The 16,793-nt window shown below is 73.9% G+C and carries 15 protein-coding genes; 10 read left to right on the top strand and 5 right to left on the bottom strand.

What is annotated here, in order from left to right; all coding sequences use genetic code 11:
- The first annotated feature begins 105 nt into the window (after positions 1 to 105).
- Genes EXE57_RS13080 through EXE57_RS13095 form a run of 4 tightly spaced genes read left to right on the top strand, consistent with a single transcriptional unit; the run spans position 106 to position 4,712 of the window.
- Positions 106 to 1,548, top strand: a complete 1,443-nt coding sequence (locus EXE57_RS13080) for a GntP family permease (protein WP_208542849.1) — start codon at positions 106 to 108, stop codon at positions 1,546 to 1,548.
- Positions 1,545 to 2,867, top strand: a complete 1,323-nt coding sequence (locus EXE57_RS13085) for a four-carbon acid sugar kinase family protein (protein ID WP_135078173.1) — start codon at positions 1,545 to 1,547, stop codon at positions 2,865 to 2,867. Before EXE57_RS13080 ends, EXE57_RS13085 begins: the two co-directional genes overlap by 4 nt.
- Before the next feature lie 20 nt (positions 2,868 to 2,887).
- Positions 2,888 to 3,940, top strand: coding sequence for a 4-hydroxythreonine-4-phosphate dehydrogenase PdxA (gene pdxA, locus EXE57_RS13090; protein WP_135078175.1), 1,053 nt, complete (start codon positions 2,888 to 2,890; stop codon positions 3,938 to 3,940).
- 1 nt (position 3,941) lies between these two features.
- Complete coding sequence (locus EXE57_RS13095; protein WP_135078177.1) at positions 3,942 to 4,712, top strand: DeoR/GlpR family DNA-binding transcription regulator; 771 nt, start codon at positions 3,942 to 3,944, stop codon at positions 4,710 to 4,712.
- A gap of 7 nt (positions 4,713 to 4,719) precedes the next feature.
- Here EXE57_RS13095 and EXE57_RS13100 read toward each other — a convergent pair whose 3' ends face one another.
- Both EXE57_RS13100 and EXE57_RS13105 read right to left on the bottom strand, forming a co-directional pair.
- Complete coding sequence (locus tag EXE57_RS13100) at positions 4,720 to 6,195, bottom strand: carboxyl transferase domain-containing protein (RefSeq protein WP_135078179.1); 1,476 nt, start codon at positions 6,193 to 6,195, stop codon at positions 4,720 to 4,722.
- Between the two features lie 43 nt (positions 6,196 to 6,238).
- On the bottom strand, positions 6,239 to 6,805 hold the full coding sequence (locus EXE57_RS13105; RefSeq protein WP_135078181.1) for an RNA polymerase sigma factor: 567 nt from the start codon (positions 6,803 to 6,805) through the stop codon (positions 6,239 to 6,241).
- 46 nt (positions 6,806 to 6,851) lie between these two features.
- Here EXE57_RS13105 and EXE57_RS13110 point away from each other — a divergent pair, with 46 nt between their 5' ends.
- Together EXE57_RS13110 and EXE57_RS20385 are read left to right on the top strand one after the other, a co-directional pair.
- Positions 6,852 to 8,357, top strand: coding sequence for a serine/threonine-protein kinase (locus EXE57_RS13110; RefSeq protein WP_244247090.1), 1,506 nt, complete (start codon positions 6,852 to 6,854; stop codon positions 8,355 to 8,357).
- A 31-nt stretch (positions 8,358 to 8,388) separates the two neighbouring features.
- Positions 8,389 to 8,520, top strand: coding sequence for a hypothetical protein (locus EXE57_RS20385; protein WP_279633145.1), 132 nt, complete (start codon positions 8,389 to 8,391; stop codon positions 8,518 to 8,520).
- Between the two features lie 21 nt (positions 8,521 to 8,541).
- On the opposite strand, the gene EXE57_RS13115 is transcribed toward EXE57_RS20385, so the two are convergent.
- Positions 8,542 to 9,198: a hypothetical protein gene (locus EXE57_RS13115; protein ID WP_135078183.1), complete on the bottom strand. Its 657-nt coding sequence runs from the start codon at positions 9,196 to 9,198 to the stop codon at positions 8,542 to 8,544.
- 38 nt (positions 9,199 to 9,236) lie between these two features.
- Between EXE57_RS13115 and paaN the strand changes: the two genes are divergently transcribed.
- Positions 9,237 to 10,913, top strand: coding sequence for a phenylacetic acid degradation protein PaaN (paaN, locus tag EXE57_RS13120; protein WP_135078185.1), 1,677 nt, complete (start codon positions 9,237 to 9,239; stop codon positions 10,911 to 10,913).
- Positions 10,914 to 11,004: 91 nt separating this feature from the next.
- On the top strand, positions 11,005 to 12,507 hold the full coding sequence (locus EXE57_RS13125; protein WP_135078187.1) for an amidohydrolase: 1,503 nt from the start codon (positions 11,005 to 11,007) through the stop codon (positions 12,505 to 12,507).
- A 13-nt stretch (positions 12,508 to 12,520) separates the two neighbouring features.
- On the opposite strand, the gene EXE57_RS20390 is transcribed toward EXE57_RS13125, so the two are convergent.
- Positions 12,521 to 13,678 carry a PucR family transcriptional regulator gene (locus EXE57_RS20390; protein WP_135078189.1) on the bottom strand — a complete coding sequence of 386 codons (1,158 nt, stop codon included), beginning with the start codon at positions 13,676 to 13,678 and terminating at the stop codon, positions 12,521 to 12,523.
- Positions 13,679 to 13,760: 82 nt separating this feature from the next.
- On the opposite strand from EXE57_RS20390, the gene EXE57_RS13135 reads away from it, so the two are divergent.
- Positions 13,761 to 14,852 (top strand): ferredoxin reductase, encoded by a 1,092-nt coding sequence (locus tag EXE57_RS13135; RefSeq protein WP_135078191.1) that lies wholly within the window; start codon positions 13,761 to 13,763, stop codon positions 14,850 to 14,852.
- A 13-nt stretch (positions 14,853 to 14,865) separates the two neighbouring features.
- The gene (locus EXE57_RS13140; protein WP_135078193.1) at positions 14,866 to 16,113 is read left to right on the top strand and encodes a fatty acid desaturase family protein; all 1,248 of its coding nucleotides are present in this window, start codon (positions 14,866 to 14,868) and stop codon (positions 16,111 to 16,113) included.
- Between the two features lie 9 nt (positions 16,114 to 16,122).
- Here the strand turns inward: EXE57_RS13140 and EXE57_RS13145 are convergent, their stop codons facing one another.
- Positions 16,123 to 16,779, bottom strand: coding sequence for a TetR/AcrR family transcriptional regulator (locus EXE57_RS13145; protein ID WP_135078195.1), 657 nt, complete (start codon positions 16,777 to 16,779; stop codon positions 16,123 to 16,125).
- Positions 16,780 to 16,793: the final 14 nt, after the last annotated feature.

Here is a 16,793-nt window from a genome sequence, read left to right on the forward strand (position 1 = left end):
TGTCGGACCCCCTAATTGCGCAGAATGCGCAATTAGGGGGTCCGAACTGCTTGCAACAACCAAGTTCTTCCTGAGATGGTGAACGCAGTCACACAGGAGGAACACATGGACATCCAGCTGCTGCTCGCCCTCGTGGTCGGCATCTCGACGATCGTCGTGCTGGTGCTGCGCACCCGCCTCGACGCCTTCGCCGCGCTGCTGATCGCCGCCCTGGTCACGGGCTCCATCGCGGGCTCCGCCCCCACCGACACCATCACCTCGATCACCACCGGATTCGGTACGACGCTGGGGAGCATCGGCATCGTGATCGGCCTCGGCGTCGCGGTCGGCAAGATCCTCGAGGTCTCGGGAGGTGCCGACTCGCTCGCGAAGGCCTTCCTCCGGGCCTTCGGCAAGGGCCGCGAACCGTGGGCGATGGGCTCGACCGGTGCGCTGGTCTCGATCCCGGTGTTCTGCGACTCCGGCTACGTGATCATGAACCCGCTCGCCCGCTCGATCGCCCGCGTCAAGCAGGGCGGCTACGTCACCCTCGCCCTGGCGCTCGGGTGCGGCATGACGCTGACCCACCACCTGGTCCCGCCGACACCGGGCCCGCTCGGCGTCGCCGGCATCCTCGGCGCCGACCTCGGCGGCCTGATCCTGGTCGGACTGCTCTTCTCGGTGCTGCTGCTCCCCGTCGTCGTGGCGTACGCGAAGTGGATCGGCCCCAAGCTCGAGTCGGAGATCAACGCGGAGGTCCGCAACGCGGTCTACGAGTCGGCCACCGTCGGCAGCGGCGGCCACGGCGGGACCGGGACCGGGACCGTCGTCGACGACCCGGCCACCTCCTCCGGGGAGCGTCCCGAGCGCAAGAAGCTCGGCGCCGGCGTCGCCTCGCTGCCGCTGCTGGTCCCGCTCCTGCTGATCGTGCTCAACACCGCTGCCACCGCGATCGACCGGAGCAACCAGGGCGTGCTCGGCCCCGAGGACGACTACACCGCGTCGGGCTGGGCCGCGACCCTCGCCTTCATCGGCAACCCCGTCGTCGCGCTGCTCATCGGCCTGGTGCTGGCCGTCTACGTGCTGCTGCCGCGCTGGACCCCGCGCGAGAAGGTGAGCGGCTGGCTCGCCGACGCCGCCGCGTCGGCCGGCCTGATCCTGCTGATCACCGGCGCCGGCGGCGCCCTCGGCCAGGTGCTCCGCGACTCCGGCGTCGGCGACGAGCTCGCCGAGGCCATCGCCGGCACCGGACTTCCCGGCATCCTGGTGCCGTTCCTCGTGGCGACGCTGGTCCGGCTCGCGCAGGGCTCCGGCACGGTCGCGATGATCACGGCGGCCGGTGTCTCGGCGCCCCTGGTCACCGGGCTGGGCCTCGACCCGCTCGCTGCGGCGCTCGCCTGCTGCGCCGGGTCGATGGTCTTCAGCTACTTCAACGACTCCTACTTCTGGGTCGTCACCCGCTTCACCGGACTCGACGGGGTGGCGGCGCTCAAGGGCTGGTCCGGCATCACCACCGCAGCCTGGGCCGGTTCGATCCCGCTGGTGCTGCTGGCAGGCTGGCTGCTGTGACCGAGGCCGCCGAGCGGGGCACGGTGCTGGTCGTCGCCGACGACCTGACCGGCGCCAACGCCACCGCGGCCGGGCTCGCACGGGCCCGGCTGCGGGCGGTCACCGTGACCGACGCCGACCATCCCGAGGTCGTCGCGGAGTTCGTGTCCCGGTTCGACGCGGTGGTCGTCTCGGCCAACAACCGGCACGCCACCCCCGAGGCAGCCGCCGACGACGTACGCCGGGCGGTGCGGGCCGGCTGGCCGGCGACCCTGGTCGCCAACCGGATCGACTCCACGCTGCGCGGCAACATCGGCGCCACCACGCAGGCGCTCGTCGAGGAGCTGCGCGACCTCGTCGCGGGGCCGGTCGTCGCGCTCTGCGTCCCGGCCCATCCCGACGCGCAGCGGCAGACCGTGGCCGGCGTACAGCTGCTCGCCGGCCGCCGGCTCGAGGAGACCGAGCTCGCCGCCGACCCGCGCTCACCGATCGCCCGCTCGGACGTGGCCGGGCTGCTCGCCGCCCAGACCGACCTGCCGATCGTGTCGCTCCCGCTCGAGACCGTCACCGGCCCGGTCGAGGGGCTGGTCGAGGCGCTCGCCGAGGCGGTCCGCTCCGGGGCGGGCATCGTCGTGGCGGACGCGCTGACCCTCGACCACGTCGACCGGGTGGCGGCGGCCGCCGTACGCGTCGAGCGGGTGACCTGGCTCAGCGTCGACCCCGGCCCGGCGACGGTCGCCCTGGCACGTGCGCTCGGGCTCGGGAGCGGCAGCGAGGGGTCGCCGTACCTCGCCGTCAGCGGCTCCGCGACCGATCTCACCCGGCGCCAGCTCGCCCGGCTGCAGGCGGTGCGGCCGGTCCACGTCGTCCGTCTCGCGCTCGACGCCGACGGGCTCCCCGACGCCGACGCGACCACGGCCGCCCTCGTCCCGGCGATCGCCGCTGCCGGTGCCGGCGAGGTCGTGCTGCTGGCCTCGGCGCTCGGCGACGGCGACCTGCTCGCCCCCGCGGTGCGCTCGCTGGTGCCCGCCGCCCTTGCACGGGCCGCCCGTCGGGCCCTCGAGTCCGAGCGCGTCGACGGCCTCTACCTCACCGGCGGCGACCTCGCCGCTGCCTGCTTCACCGAGCTCGCGGCCGACGGCCTGGACGTCGCCGACGAGGTGGTCCCGCTCGCCGTCGCCGGGAGCTTCGTCGGCGGCCCGTGGTCCGGGCTGCCGGTCGTCACCAAGGGCGGCCTGGTCGGCGACGACGACACCACGGTCGCCTGCCTCGCCTTCCTCGAGCAGGCAGCCGAGGCCGGCCGCCGCCACGTCCAGCCCGCGCGGACCCGCGTCCGCTGAAACCCCACGGAGGAGAACCCATGACCACGAAGCCCAGCACCCCCGTCCTCGCCCTGACCCTCGGCGACCCCGTCGGCATCGGACCGGAGATCACCGTCCGGACCCTGGCGGAGTACGCCGGCGACCCCGGCCACCACGGCATCGCGGTCGGTGACGCGGCCGCCGTACGGCGCGCCGTCGCCGCGACGGGGCTCGACGTCGAGGTCCGCGAGGTCACCGGGTTCGACACCCCGTCGGCCGGGGAGGGCGTCGTCGACGTCCTCGACATCGGGGTCCTCGGCGACCAGGAGCTCGCCTGGGGCCAGGTCGACGCGACGGCCGGCAGGGCCGCTGTCACCGCCATCGAGGTCGCGACCAAGGCCGCGCTCGACGGGCAGGTCGACGGCGTGGTGACCGGTCCGATCAACAAGGAGGCGATCTGGGCGAGCGGCAGCGAGCACCTCGGCCACACCGAGATGCTCGGCGAGCTCACCGGCGTCACCAAGCAGGACACCATGTTCGTCGTCCGGTCCCGCCACGCCCCCGACCACCACCTCCGCGTCTTCTTCGCGACCCGGCACGTGTCGCTGCGCAAGGCGCTCGACCAGCTCACGAAGGACCGGCAGGTCGACTCGATCCGCCGGGCGCTGCAGGCGCTCGAGGTCTACGGCGTGGACCAGCCGACGCTCGCGGTCGCCGCGGTCAACCCGCACGGCGGCGAGAACGGCGCGTTCGGGCGCGAGGAGCTCGACGAGATCATCCCCGCCTGCGAGGAGCTGCGGGCCGAGGGGCTGCCGGTCCACGGGCCGGTGCCCGCCGACTCGGTGTTCCACCAAGGGCTCGAGGGTCGCTTCGAGGGCGTGCTCTCGCAGTACCACGACCAGGGCCACATCGCCGCCAAGACCTACGACTTCGACGGCACCATCTCGGTGACCGTCGGGCTGCCGATCCTGCGCACGTCGGTCGACCACGGCACGGCCTTCGACATCGCAGGCACCGGGCGGGCCGACCACGGCACGATGCGCTCGGCGTACCTCGCGGCGGTCGACTACGCCCCGTTCGTGCCGCGGATGCGCAGCGCCTACGGTTCCTGACATGAGCACCGCCCGGGCCGGGACCCGCGCCCGCCACGCCGTCCTGCTGCGGCTGCTGCGGGAGGGCGTGACCTCCGTCGAGGAGCTCGCTGCTCGCTCCGGGGTCTCGGCCTCGACGGTGCGGCGCGACCTCGCCCGGCTGCGCGAGGACGGCGCGGTGGCCCGGACGTACGGCGGCGCGATGGTCACGCCGTTCCACGAGCGCTCGGTGGGCGACAGCGCCCGCGTCCGGACCGAGGCCAAGGCGGCCATCGCGCGGCTGGCCCGGCCGCTGGTGACGCCCGGCGCCCGGGTGTTCCTCGACGCCGGCACGACCTGCGGTGCGCTGGCGAGGCTGCTCGCCGCCGACGAGACGCTCGGCCCGTTGACCGTCGTCACCCGGGGGCTCGAGACGGCGGTGGTGCTGGCCGACGCCGAGCACGTGGAGCTCCACCTCCTCGGTGGTCAGGTGCGCCGGCTCAGCCACGGGCTGGTCGGGCCGATGGCCGACCTGGCCCTGGAGCGGATGTCCTTCGACGTCGCCTTCCTCGGTGCGGATGCCGTCGACCCGGCGCGTGGGGTCGGCGAGCCGACGATCGAGGAGACCACCCTCAAGGAACGGGTCGCGAGCGTGGCGCTGCAGACCCTGGTCCTCGCCGACGCCTCCAAGGTCGGCGCCACCGCGCCCTCCTGGACCCGGATGCCCGGCCCCTGGACCCTCGTCACCGAGACGCCCGGCGAGGACCTCGCCGACTCTTGTGCGGCCCACGACGTGGTGCTGCTCGCCCCCTGACCGTGGGTCAGCGGTAGCGGCTGGCGCGGTCGGCGGGAGAGCCGGGTCCGGTGGCCAGGAGCGTGGCCAGCTCGTGCTCGAGCACGGCGCCGATGCGCTGGCAGAACGCCTCGGGCTCGTCGGCGGCGTCGGGCAGCTCGGCGACGATGCGGTCGACGACACCGAGCCGGTGGAGGTCGATCGCGCGGACCTGCTGGGCGCGGGCCATGTCGGGGGCGTGCGCGGTGTCGCGGTGGACGATCGCGCTCGCCCCCTCCGGCGGCAGCGGCGAGAGCCAGGCGTGCTGGGCGGCGACGACCCGGTCGGCGGGGAGCAGGGCGAGCGCCCCGCCGCCGTTGCCCTCGCCGAGCATCAGGCACAGCGTCGGCGCGTCGAGGGTCACCAGGTCGGAGAGGCAGCGGGCGATCTCGCCGGCCAACCCACCGTTCTCGGCGTCGGGGGAGAGCGCCGCGCCCTGGGTGTCGATCACGGTCAGCAGCGGCAGTCCGAGCTCGCTGGCCAGCCGCATCCCGCGGCGCGCCTCCCGGAGCGCCTCGGGGCCGAGCGGGTGGTCGGTGGTCTGGCCGCGACGGTCCTGGCCGAGGAACACGCACGGTGCCGCGCCGAAGCGGACCAGCGCGATCATCAGCCCGGGGTCGGCCTCGCCCTGGCCGGTGCCGTTGAGGGGGACGACGTCGGTGGCGGCGTACTTCAGCAGCCGGCGTACGCCGGGCCGGTCGGTCCGTCGGGAGCGGGTGACCACGTCCCACGTGTCGACGTCGGGGACCGGGTCGTCGCCGGGCTCGGGCACACCTCCGATGCCCAGCCGGGGCGCCATCAGGATCGTCAGCGCGCGGTCGAGGATGTCGGCGATCCGGTCGGGGGCGATGACGGCGTCGATGATCCCGTGGGCGTAGAGGTTCTCGGCGGTCTGCACCCCCTCGGGGAACGGCCGTCCGTAGAGCGCCTCGTAGACCCGCGGGCCCAGGAAGCCCACGAGCGCGCCCGGCTCGGCGACCGTCACGTGGCCGAGCGAGCCCCACGACGCCATGACCCCGCCCGTGGTCGGGTTGCGGAGGTAGACGAGGTAGGGGAGGCCGGCAGACTTGTGGGCCGCGACCGCCTGCGAGATCCGGACCATCTGGACGAAGGCGGGCGTGCCCTCCTGCATCCGGGTGCCACCGCTGACCGGCGCCGCGAGCAGCGGCAGTCCCTCGCGGGTGGCGCGCTCGACCGCTGTGACCAGCCGGTCCGCGGCCGCCCGTCCGATCGAGCCTGCCAGGAAGCCGAACTCGCCGACCAGCACCGCGACCCGGCGCCCGCGCATCAGGCCCTCGCCGCAGACGACCGACTCGTCGACGCCGCTGCGCCCGGCGGCCCGGTCCAGCTCCGCGGCGTACGCGTCGGAGACGCCGGTCCGGTCGGGCGGGGTGTCCCAGCCCTGCCACGAACCCTCGTCGAGCACCAGGTCGACGAGGGCGTGGGCGGAGAGCCGGTCGGTCACGACGGCAGGGTAACCGCCGTGGCGCGCCGGCGGACGCGCCGCGTCAGGCGTCGCCGCGCAGCATCGGCCTGACCAGCCGGCGACCGTGGTGGACCTGCGCCTTGACCGTGCCGAGCGGCGCGTCGAGCAGCCCCGCGATCTCGTCGTAGGGGAGGCCGTAGACGTCACGGAGCAGCAGCGGCTCGACGAACTGGGGATGCTCCTGCTCCAGGGACTCCATCGCCTCGAGCAGGTCGAGCCGGGTGCCGGCGATGACGCTGGTCGTGCGGGGGTCGGGTCGTTCCAGGGGGCCGACGTCGGTGGGAACGGCCTGGTTCTTGAGCCGGCGGTAGGTCGACCGTGCGGCGTTCACCGCCACCACGTGCAGCCAGGTCGTGAAGCGCCCGTGGCCGCTCCACGAGTCGATCCGGCGGGCGACGTTGACCAGCGCCTCCTGGCAGGCGTCCTCGGCGTCGGCGCTGTGGGGGAGCACCCCGCGGCACACGTTCAGCGTCCGGGGCCGCACCGCGGCGAGCAGGTCCTCGAGCGCCTCGCGGTCGCCCAGCTGGGCGCGTCGGGCTAGGTCGTCGATCTCGTCCGGCGTCGCGCCGCCTGCGGTGCTCCTCGTCATGCTGCGCCTCCTTCCCCGTGCCGTCGAACATAATGCAGTCGTGTCCATGCCCTCTCGGATCGGCCGCTACGCGGTGCGTCGACGCATCGGGTCGGGCGGGTTCGCCACCGTGTGGCTCGCCTACGACGAGGAGCTGGACTCCCCGGTCGCGGTGAAGGTGCTCGCGGAGAACTGGACCGAGGACGGCCACGTCCGGCGCCGCTTCCAGGAGGAGGGTCGGTTCCTCCGCAAGGTGGAGTCACCCCACGTGGTGGCGGTCTACGACGCCGGTGAGCTCGACGACGGCCGTCCCTACCTCGTGATGTCGTACGCCGACCAGGGCACCCTGGCCGACCGGCTGGAGGTCGAGGGGCTGACGACCGGCCAGGCGTTCGAGGTGGTCCGCCAGGTCGGGCTGGGGCTGACCGCGCTCCACGAGCGGGGCGTGCTCCACCGCGACGTGAAGCCGGCCAACGTCCTCTTCCGGACCGTCGACACGCGCGAGGGCGGCGGCGGCCAGCAGATCCGCGCGATGCTCGCCGACCTCGGCCTCGGCAAGGCGCTCGACATGTCCTCGCGGCTGACCGTGATCGCCGGGACCCCGTCGTTCGTGGCGCCGGAGCAGGCGCAGGGCGAGCGGCTCGACGGGCGCGCCGACCTCTACTCCCTGGCCGCGCTCACCTTCCTGCTCCTCTCCGGCCGGGCACCCTTCACGCACGCGTCGCTCTCGGCCGCTGCCGACCCCGGCCCCGCTCCCGGGCTGTCGCAGCCCGAGCGGCCGTTCCGGCCCGAGGTCGAGGCCGTCGTACGCCGGGGGCTGGAGCCGGACCGGGAGCAGCGCTGGACCGACGTCGCGGCGTTCGTGTCCGCCCTCGAGGCCGCCCTGCAGCCGCAGCTGGGCGCGGAGCCGGACGGGCGTGCGCCCGGGCTGCCGGGACCGTGGCTGCCGCTCGACCCGAACCTCACCCAGCCCGGTCCTCGGCCGACGTCGCTGCCCGACGAGGAGCCGCTGACGCCGCCGGAACCACCCACGCGGCCCCGGCCGACCCGGGCCCGGGTGCTCGCGCTCGCGCTGGTGGCGGTGCTGGTCGTGGTCACCGGAGCGGCAGCCGGCTACGCGCTCCGGCGGGGGCAGGACCGCGCGGTGGAGGTCGAGGACGTCACCGGCTCGCTGAGGGTGACAGTCCCCGAGACGTGGTCGGGCTCGACCGTCGCGGGCCAGTGGAGGCCGCCCGGGCAGTCGCAGGTCCTGCCCGCGCTGTCGGTCGGGACCGACCCCGACTGGCACCACGGGGAGGCCGGTGCAGAGGGCGTCTTCGTCGGCGTGCTCGCGGCCGAGGACCTGCCCGAGCAGCTGCCCGGCCACGAGGAGTGCGAGACGGTCCTCGCGCCGGTCGGCGACACCGTCGGCCAGGACCCGCTGCTCACCCAGGTCTCGCTCGGCTGTCCGGGCGTCATCGTCGAGCGCGTCCGGCAGGTGGCGAGCAACCGCTCCCTGTGGATCCAGGTCCGCAGCGACAGCCGGTCGCGGGCCTACGAGGTGCTGGGCTCGGTGGAGGTCCCGGGGTTCTGACCCCGGGCGGGCCACGGCCTATGCTCGCCCCATGGGTGCTGGGGAGATCGTGCTGGTGGCGGTCATCTTCGTCGTGCTCGCCGTCGCCGTGGTGATGGCGCCGCTGCTGGCCTTCCGGGCCGGCCGCGCCATCGCGACGAAGCGCGAGCAGCGGGACGGCTGAGGATCGCGAGGCGCGCCGCCCCTACTCCTCCGGCTCGCCGCGCTCCGGCTGACGTCGTACGTCGGTCGCCATCCGCGCCACCAGCGCCTCGAGCCCGGGCTGGTCGATCAGCCGCCCGGTCGCGGCGATCTCGACGTCCACCATGCCGCCGTCGAAGCTGACCCAGCGGATGATCGTCAGCTTGCGGTAGCCGTCGAGGATGAAGGACGCCCGCAGCGTGTCGCCTGACTGGTCGAGCACCTCGAGGTCGCTGACCAGCGGGTCGAGCGGGAGCGCCGCGGCGCGCTCGGCCACGGCCTGCGGGATCGAACGGTTGCGGTCGAGCACCTGCACCCGGACGCCGTAGCTCCCGATCGGCCGGCCGGGGGCGCTCCACCGTGACTCGGTCGTCGGCAGGTCGGTGCGCTCCCAGCCGACCGGAGCCGGCACGACGACGCCCTCGGGCGGGCTCCCGACCCGTGCCGGGGCGACGGGCAGGTCGGTGGCCACGGGCGGCAGGTCGGCGTCCGGGTTGACCTTCTCGGGCGGGGTGAACGGCAGGGCCGGGTCGGCCGCCTCCAGCGGCGCGGGCGCCCCGTCGGAGCGGACCGGGTCGAGGCCGAGGCCGGCGTACGCGTAGCCGCCGAGGACGCCGAGGGCGAGCAGGACCAGCACCAGGCCGAGTCCCCGTACGCTCACGGGGTCACCGTAGTGGCCGTTGTGGTTGGGTGTGGCCCATGACCCACGACCTGCTCTCCCAGCACCGCGACCGGCTCGACGCCGCGGTCGCCGCCAGCGCCACCCGGGCGTACTTCTCGGCCTTCGACGAGTCGCCGTCGCCCCGGGTCTACGGCGAGGACGCGGCGCCCGCCGGGAAGGCGGCGTTCGACGCCTGGTTGGGGCAGGCCTTCCCGCTGGAGACGCCGGGGAGCGTCGGCACGGTGGCGACCGAGAAGTCGCCCTTCGGGATCGACCTCGGCGTGCGCTACCCGCGCGTGCCGGCGACCGACGAGGCCGTCGGCACGCTGCTGGCCGCTGCCTCCGCGGGCATGCGCGACTGGCGCGACGCCGGGCCCGAGGGTCGGACCGGCGTCTGCCTGGAGATCCTCGACCGGCTGCACGGCCGCGTCTTCGAGCTCGCCAACGCCGTCCAGCACACCAGCGGCCAGGCCTTCGTGATGGCCTTCCAGGCCGGGGGCGCCCATGCTCTCGACCGCGCCCTCGAGGCGATCGCCTACTCCTGGGTCGAGATGACCCGGACGCCGAGCACGGCGCGCTGGGAGAAGCCGGGACGGGTGCCGATCACGATGGAGAAGACCTTCACCGTGGTGCCCCGCGGCGTGGCGCTGGTCGTCGGCTGCAACACCTTCCCCACCTGGAACTCCTGGCCCGGCCTCTTCGCCTCGCTGGTCACCGGCAACCCGGTCGTCGTCAAGCCGCACCCGGGAGCGGTGCTGCCGCTCGCGATCACGGTCCAGGCGTGCCGCGAGGTGCTGGCCGAGGAGGGCTTCGACCCCGACCTCGTGACGCTGGCCGCCGAGGACCCTGCCGACGGCCTGGCGGCCGTCCTCGCCGTCCGCCCGGAGGTGCGGCTGATCGACTTCACCGGCGGCAACGCGTTCGGCGACTGGCTCGAGGAGCACGCCCGGCAGGCGACCGTCTTCACGGAGAAGGCCGGCGTCAACACCGTCGTCGTCGACTCCACCGACAGCTTCGGGGCGATGTGCCAGAACCTCGCCTTCTCCTTCGCCCTCTACACCGGCCAGATGTGCACAGCGCCCCAGAACGTCTACCTCCCGGCCGCCGGCATCAGCACCGACGACGGGGTGAAGACGCCCACCGAGGTCGCGGCGGGGATCGGCGCCGCCTTCGAGAAGCTGCTCGGTGACGACGCGCGTGCGGTCGAGCTGCTCGGCGGCGTGGTCAACCCGGGCGTGCTCGAGCGGCTCGAGGCTGCCGGGTCCCACGGCGAGGTGCTGGTCCCGTCGCGGACCGTCACCCACCCCGCGTACGCCGACGCCACCGTGCGGACGCCCACCATCGTCGGGCTGACCGCGGAGGACGCCGAGGTCTACGAGCAGGAGTGCTTCGGCCCGGTGGCCTACCTCATCTCCACCGAGGGCACCGACCAGTCGATCGACCTCTTCCGCGACACCGTCCAGCGGCACGGCGCGATGACGGCCTCGGTCTACTCCACCTCCGACGACGTGGTCGCCGCCATGCGTGAGGCTGCCCTCGACGCCGGGGTCGCGCTGAGCGAGAACCTGCTCGGCGGGGTCTTCGTCAACCAGTCGGCGGCCTACTCCGACTTCCACGGCACCGGCGCCAACCCGGCGGCCAACGCCTCCTACACCGACGGCGCCTACGTCGCCTCGCGGTTCCGGGTCGTGCAGTCGAGGCGGCACGTCGACTGAGCCGCCCCGTCGTCGCGACCGGGGTCACCGCGTCCCGTCTCGCCCTGCGTCCGGTTGCCCGGTGTGAGCCGCGCCGTCCTACCGTGACGCCATGACGAGCTTCCTGCTGCGCCGTGCCCGGCTGGTCGACGTCGACGGCGCGGGAGGGCCGGGCGAACCGGTGGACGTCCGCGTGACCGCCGGCGTCGTCACCGCCGTCGGCGCCGACGTCGCCGACCCCGGCCTGCCCGAGGTGGACGCCGACGGCCGCTGGCTGATGCCCGGCCTGTGGGACCACCACGTCCACCTCGCGCAGTGGACCCTCGCCAGCGCGCGTCTCGACCTCGCCGGCGCCCGCTCGGCCGACCAGGCCGTGGCACTGGTCCGCGAGCGGCTCGCAGAGTGGCCCGACCTCCCCGTGATCGGGTGGGGGCACCGGCCCACGGCCTGGCCGGAGGAGCCGGTGGTCTCGATGCTCGACGCGATCGGGACCGACCAGCCGATCATCCTGATCGCCGGCGACGGCCACCACGCCTGGCTCAACTCCACCGCCCTGATGATGCTGGCGATGCCCCTGCGCGAGGGCGTCGTCGCCGAGGCCGAGTGGTTCCGCGCGTACGGCCGGCTGGCGTCGGTGCTCGGCGACGACGGCACCGGCCCGGAGGCCTACCGCCGCACCATGGAGGCCGCCGCCGAGCTCGGCGTGGTCGGGCTCACCGACTTCGAGTTCAGCGGCGGGCACGAGGAGTGGGCCGAGCGCTGGGTGGCCGGCGCCGGGCTGCTGCGGATCCGGATGGCGACGTACGCCGACGGGCTGGACGGCGTGATCGGGGCCGGTCTGCGGACCGGTGACCTGCTGCCCGGCTGCGACGACCGCGCCCGGATGGGGCCGCTCAAGATCATCAGCGACGGCTCCCTCAACACCAAGACGGCGTGGTGCTGCGACCCGTACGCCGGGCCCTCGCCGCTCGGCTTCCCGCACGGCCACCCCAACCAGACACCCGAGGAGCTGCGCGGGCTGCTGCGCCGGGCCACCCGCCACGGGCTGTCCGTCGCCGTGCACGCGATCGGCGACCGGGCCGTCGGCGACGCGCTCGACGCCTTCGCGGAGACGGCGGCGCACGGCTCGATCGAGCACGCCCAGCTCGTACGCCGCGAGGACGTGCGCCGGATGGCCGAGCTCGGCGTCACCGCGAGCGTGCAGCCGGCCCACCTGCTCGACGACCGCGACGTCAGCGAACGGCTGTGGCCGGGCCGGGGCGACCGCTGCTTCGCGCTGCGCTGGATGATCGACGACGGGGTCCGGCTGGCGCTGGGGTCCGACGCCCCGGTCGCGCGGCTGGACCCGTGGCTGGCCATGGCCGCCGCCGTGCACCGCACTGCCGACGACCGCGAGGCGTGGCACCCCGAGCAGGCGATCACCCCGCGCGAGGCGCTCGCCGCCTCGACCGACGGGCTCGGCACGGTCGCGGCCGGCCACCCCGCCGACCTGGTGCTGCTCGACAGCGACCCGCTGTCCCCCCGCGCCGACCCCGCCGAGGAGGCCAAGCACCTGCTCGCCACCTCGGTCCACGCGACGTGGGTGGCGGGGGAGCTGGTCCACGGCTCGCTGTAACGCCGGACGGGGCTCAGGCCAGCGCCAGCGTCAGGGCCAGCACCGTGTCCGGGTCCTCGAGCCGGTCGCCGTAGAGCTCCCGCAGCTGGTTCATCCGGTAGCGCACCGTCTGCGGGTGCACGAAGAGGTCGGCCGCGACGTCCTCGCGCCGGCCCTGGTGCAGCAGCCACGAGCGCAGCGTCGCCTCGAGCTTCTCCGCGGTCGACGGCCGTACGTCGGCCAGCGGCGCCAGTGCGACCGCGCGCAGGTCGGCCAGCGCCTCGGGGTCGGCGTTGACCACGAGCGCGGGCAGGTTCTGGTCGGTGTCCACCGTGCTCGCCGTCCGCCGCAGCGGGAGCGCCCGCACCGCCCGGTCGAAGGACGCCCGCACCTCCGGCCACGGCCGGGCCGGGCCGACCACCGCGTGCCGGTCGGTGAGCACCCGCAGCAGCCGGGTCCGGGAGCGCCCCTCCATGTCCGGCACCAGCACCGCCGCCAGCCCCTCCTCGGGCAGCCCGTGCTCGCTGGGGACGAGTGCCCCGCTGGGCACCAGCCCGAGCACGGGCCTCACCTGCGCCTCCGGGAGCAGGACGGCGGTCAGCGTGCGCGGCGGCTTCCAGTCGGCGCGCTCGACGTCGGGCGCCAGGGACTCCGGCGACTCGCCCCGCAGCAGCCCGGCCGCCACCTGGTCGAGGTAGCGCTGCCGGACCCGGCCGGAGGTCTCCAGCTCGTCGGTGTGGCCGGCGACCGAGGCCGCCGAGAGCTCGTCGATGTAGGCAAAGACCAGCTCCGCGAACGACGCGACCGCCTGGGCCGGCACCCCGGCCGCCACCGCGGTCGCCGAGAGCTCGCGCCACGAGACCCGCGCCCCGACCCGGTAGGCGGACAGCAGCGCGTCGGCCGACCGCCCCGCCCGGGCCTCACCGCGGCCCAGCGCGTAGGCGCCCTCGAGCGTCGGCGTCAGGGGCGTCCCGGGGTCGGTGGTGCTGCTCGCGACGCGCAGGAAGCCCGCGAGCGCCATCTGGACGGCCTGCTCGATGGTGGCGGCGAGCTGGTCGCCGAGCCCCTCGCCGTACGCCGGAACCTCCTCGCGGACCGCCGCGATCGTGTGCTGGGCGACGTCCGAGAGCGTGCCCCGGAGCAGCTCGAGGACCTCGTGGTCGAGGCGGCGTGAGGCCGAGGATGTCGTCATTTGTCATCTCCGAACAAAACACGGCGCGAGATTCACGCCTGCTGGTCATGCCTTGAGCCTACCGTTCAGTCAGGCTGGTGCCATGACGTCAGCACTCCGGTCCCGCCTGGTCCGGCTGGCCGAGACTGCCACCACCCCCCTCGTGCCGGCCGACTTCCTGGACCTCTTCGCGCCGCTGCGCGCCGGCGCCGACCTGCGCGGCCGCATCGAGCAGGTGATCCCCGAGACCCGCGACGCCGCCACGCTGGTGATCCGGCCGGGCGCCGACTGGGCCGGCCACGTCCCGGGCCAGTACCTCCGCATCGGCATCGACGTCGACGGCGTACGCCAGTGGCGCGCCTACTCCCTCACCCACGGTCCGCGGCCCGACGGCCGGATCGCGATCACGGTCAAGGCCGTCCCAGACGGGCTGGTGAGCCACCACCTGGTCCACCGCACCCGTCCCGGCACGATGGTCCACCTGGAGCAGGCGGCCGGTGAGTTCGTGCTGCCGCCGCAGGGTGGCCGGTTCCTCTTCGTCACCGCCGGCTCGGGCATCACGCCGGTGATCGGCATGCTGCGCAACCTCTTCCCCTCGACCGACGAGGGCGTGCTGCGCCCGAACCGGACCACGCACCACGACGTGGTGGTCGTCCACGTCGCGCCGAGCCGCCCCGACTCCATCTTCCTCCGCGACCTCGAGGCCCTGGCCGAGGCCGGCGCGATCCGGCTGGTTCCCCGCTACGACGACCAGCACGGCCTGCTCGACGTCGAGGAGCTGCCGGCGATGGTGCCCGACCTCGCCGAGCGCACCACCTTCGCGTGCGGACCGGCCGGCCTGCTCGACGCGCTCACTCACTTCCACGAGGACAAGGGCCTGGAGCTGTTCACCGAGCAGTTCCGCACCACCCGCGTCGAGGCCGGCGAGGGCGGCACCGTCACCTTCGCCGACGGCCGCACCCTCGAGGCCGACGGCTCCACCCCGATCCTCGACGCCGCCGAGGACGCCGGGGTGCTGATGCCGAGCGGGTGCCGGATGGGCATCTGCTTCGGCTGCGTGCTCCCCATGAAGGAGGGCACCGTCCGCGACCTCCGCAACGGCGAGGTCACCACCGCCATCCCCGGCGAGAGCGGCGCCATCAAGATCCAGACCTGCATCAGCGCCGCCGCCGGCGCCTGCCACATCGACCACTGATCACAGGAGAGTCATGACTGTCATCCAGAAGAAGGCCGACAACCCGATCGCCCACCTCACCCCCGAGGACATCGAGCAGCTCGGGATGGAGCTCGACGCCATCCGGCAGGACGTCATCGACTCCCGCGGTGCCGACGACGCGGCCTACATCCGCCGGATGATCAAGACCCAGCGCGGCCTCGAGCTCGGCAGCCGCGCGGTGCTGCTCTTCAGCGCCTTCCCGCCGGCCTGGGTGGTCGGCACCGCCGGCCTGAGCGTCGCCAAGATCCTCGACAACATGGAGATCGGCCACAACATCCTCCACGGCCAGTGGGACTGGATGCGCGACCCCAAGATCCACTCCACGACGTGGGAGTGGGACATGGCCTCGCCCGCCGAGCAGTGGAAGCACAGCCACAACCAGGTGCACCACACGTACACCAACGTGATCGGCAAGGACAACGACCTCGGCTACGGCATCATGCGCGTCGACGAGGACCAGCGCTGGTCGCCCTTCCACCTCGGCCAGCCGGTCTGGTGCTTCATCAACGCCGTCTTCTTCGAGTACGGCATCGCGGCGTACGACCTCGACCTCGGCGCCGTCGTGAAGAAGAAGCAGACCAAGGACCCGGAGTTCCGCCGCCGGGCCAAGGAGGTCGTCGCCAAGATCCGCAAGCAGGCGACCAAGGACTACGTGGTCCACCCGCTGCTGTCGCTGCCCACCGGCTCGTTCCTGCCGACGCTGGCGGCGAACTTCACCGCCAACGTGGTGCGCAACCTCTGGTCCAACTCGATCATCCTGTGCGGCCACTTCCCCGAGGGCGTTGAGACCTTCGAGAAGCGCTCGATCGACGGCGAGACCAAGGGCGAGTGGTACGTCCGGCAGATGCTCGGCTCGGCCAACATCTCCGGCTCCAAGGCGCTGCACGTGATGAGCGGCAACCTCTCCCACCAGGTCGAGCACCACCTGTTCCCGGACCTGCCGTCCAACCGCTACGCCGAGATCGCCCCCAAGGTGCAGGCGCTCTTCGAGAAGTACGACCTGACCTACTGCTCCCGCCCGCTGGTGCCGCAGGTCTACTCCGCCTGGCACAAGGTGGTCCGGCTGTCGCTGCCCAACGGCTGGCTCGCGACGACCAACAGGAAGAACCTGCCCTCGCAGCTCAAGACGCTGTGGGCGATGTCGACCAAGGGGCCCAAGGTCCGCCGTGCCGCCCAGGCCCGGCTGACCCAGCTCGCCAAGCGCCAGGAGGCGGGCAAGCAGGTGGGCGCCGCGGCCTGAGCCTCGGCCTCAGCGGGCGGAGGGTGCTGCGCCCAGCCCGCCGACGAGGACGTCGACGACCCGGCCGGCCAGCTCCTCCAGCTCCGACTCGGGCTGGGCGTCGACCCTGCGGAACCAGACGTCGACCGCATTCAGGCTGCTCAGCAGGGTGCGTGTCGCCAGCGCAGGCTCCACCTCGCGCAGGGAGCCGTCGGCGATCCCTTCGACCACGACCTCCCGGAACATCAGCTCGTAGCCGCCACGCAGCTCGTTGAGCGCGCTGAGGGCGTCGCGCTGCCGGATCCGCAGCTCCGGGGAGTCCTGGGCGCGCACACCCTGGTGCACGACGTGGTGGTAGGCGAGGTCTGTCATCAGGTTCATCAGGTGCGCGTGGGACATGGCCGAGAGCCGTGCCCGCCCGGTGCCCGGCCCGGTGGCGTGGGGCTCGACCCGGGTCCGGACCCGGCGCATCCCCTCGCCGTACACCGCCAGGAACACGTCGAACTTCGACCGGAAGTGGTAGTAGACGAGGCCCTTGGTCGCGCCCGCCTCCTCGGCGATGTCGTCGATCGTCGTGGCGCCGAAACCACCGCGCATGAAGGCCTCCGCAGCGGCGTCGAGGACCCGTGCGCGGGCCTGCGTCCTCCGGCCGTCGGTCCCGGCCTCGCGTGGTGTGGCGGCGCTCATCGGGACTCCTGGGC

Origin of the sequence: Nocardioides euryhalodurans, assembly GCF_004564375.1 — a bacterium.
GTDB classification, from domain to species: domain Bacteria; phylum Actinomycetota; class Actinomycetes; order Propionibacteriales; family Nocardioidaceae; genus Nocardioides; species Nocardioides euryhalodurans.